The sequence below is a fragment of the Sulfitobacter sp. 1A15258 genome (assembly GCF_043557045.1).
GTDB classification, from domain to species: domain Bacteria; phylum Pseudomonadota; class Alphaproteobacteria; order Rhodobacterales; family Rhodobacteraceae; genus Sulfitobacter; species Sulfitobacter faviae.
Genome location: NZ_JBIFFK010000047.1, coordinates 1 through 1352, shown reverse-complemented (window position 1 = coordinate 1352; position 1352 = coordinate 1). Strand labels below are relative to the sequence as shown.

Sequence of the window (1352 nt, the reverse complement as noted above, 5' to 3'; positions counted from 1 at the left end):
GGTGGTGTAACTTCAGGTCTGGAAATTCATTTGATGCTGGCGCCATGAGCTTCTGCCGGGGCGCGCCCCGGCAGAAGCTGCCCATTCTGGTATTCCATGGAAGTGCAAACTCATCATGGAGACGGACAAATGGACGAGCGACAGGATACAACGGTTGAGGCCCTCATGGAACATCTGATCGAGCACGGCCCCAACGACATGGCGACAGTGTTCGCGCGAGCGTTCGAGTTGGCGATGCAGATAGAGCGTGAGCGCTTCCTCGGAGCTGGCCGCTATGAGCGCACGCCCGGTCGGCAGGGGTATGCTAATGGCTACAAGCCAAAGCGCATCGACACACCCGCAGGCACGGTCTCGGTGCGGGTGCCCAAGACTGCCGATCATGATGGTCAGCCGTTCTACCCGCAATCGCTGGAGCGCGGGCGGCGCTCGGTGCGAGCCGTGATGCTGGCAGTGGCTGAGATGTATGTGAAGGGCGTTTCCACCCGTGAAGCTGAAGCGGTGATGCGCGAGTTCGGGATAGAGAGCCTGTCCTCCAGTCAGGTCAGCCGCGCTGCAAAGCTGCTCGATGACGAGCTCGCAGCATGGCGCAATCGGCCTCTGGGCGAGATCAAATATCTGATCCTCGACGCCCGATATGAAAAGATGCGCCATGGCGGGATCGTGCGCGACGCTGCGGTGCTCTCGGCAATCGGGATAGGCCCAGATGAGCGTCGCCGGGTGCTCGGCGTCTCTGTGGCCCTGTCGGAAGCCGAGGTGCATTGGCGCGCTTTCCTCGAGAGCCTCCAAGCTCGCGGCTTGCGCGGCGTCCAATACATTGTATCTGACGATCATGCCGGACTGCGGGCCGCGCGCAGGGCGGTCTTCGGCGGGGCCACATGGCAGCGCTGCCAATTTCACCTCGCCCAAAACGCCATCCATCACGCGCCGAACCTTGCCGTTCGCAAGCGCATCGGTGCCGAACTCCGCGAGATCTGGAACGCGGCCTCCCTCGCCAAGGCCGAAACCAGCTTGGCCGAATTGGTCACCGAGTATCGCGATACAGCGCCGAAACTTGCTGCTTGGCTGGAGGAGAATGTCCCTGAGGGCCTCACCTTCTTCACCTTGCCAAAACACCATCGTCGCCGCATGCGCACCTCCAACCCGATGGAGCGCAGCGTGCAGCAAGAGTTGAAACGTCGCACCGTTAAGGTCCGGGTATTTCCCAACGAGGCCGCCCTCGAGCGCCTGGTCAGTGCCGTGCTGGTGGAGATCGACGACAAATGGGCCGCCGACACCAAGGCCTACATAAAGTGGGAATGCCAGGATGCGTGATCATGGTGTCAGAGAATTTCCAGACCACCGGTTGCACAATC

At 61.4% G+C, this 1352-nt stretch carries 1 protein-coding gene; it reads left to right on the top strand.

Annotated features, from left to right (window positions below; all coding sequences use genetic code 11):
* Window positions 1-129: 129 nt before the first annotated feature.
* Window positions 130-1311, top strand: coding sequence for an IS256 family transposase (locus ACGYK9_RS19365; protein ID WP_366512176.1), 1182 nt, complete (start codon window positions 130-132; stop codon window positions 1309-1311).
* Window positions 1312-1352 lie beyond the last annotated feature (41 nt).